Origin of the sequence: Microbacterium sp. GbtcB4 (assembly GCF_019091465.1) — a bacterium.
Classification (GTDB): domain Bacteria; phylum Actinomycetota; class Actinomycetes; order Actinomycetales; family Microbacteriaceae; genus Microbacterium; species Microbacterium paraoxydans.
Window position 1 is genome coordinate 1 of sequence record NZ_JAGXJJ010000829.1, and the last position, 228, is coordinate 228.

Sequence of the window (228 nt, forward strand, 5' to 3'; positions counted from 1 at the left end):
TCGGCGAACGCGACAGCCGTGTCCGCCGGGTCGCGCGTGTTGATGCCGATGAACTGCACGTCCGCGCCCTGGTGCACCTGCCAGACGGCCTCCAGGTCAGGGGCCCCGACGCGGCACGGGGCGCAGCCGGCGTACCAGAAGTTCACGACCGCGACCTTCCCGGCGATGACGGCGCTGTCGAAGTCCTCGCCGTGCTCGGTGTACCCGGCGAACTCGACCGGCTCGCCG

The 228-nt window shown here is 71.9% G+C and carries 1 protein-coding gene; it reads right to left on the reverse strand.

Annotated features, from left to right (window positions below):
* A partial coding sequence (locus KVS71_RS19770) for a TlpA disulfide reductase family protein (RefSeq protein ID WP_217585364.1) occupies window positions 1-228 on the reverse strand: 228 nt, incomplete at both ends.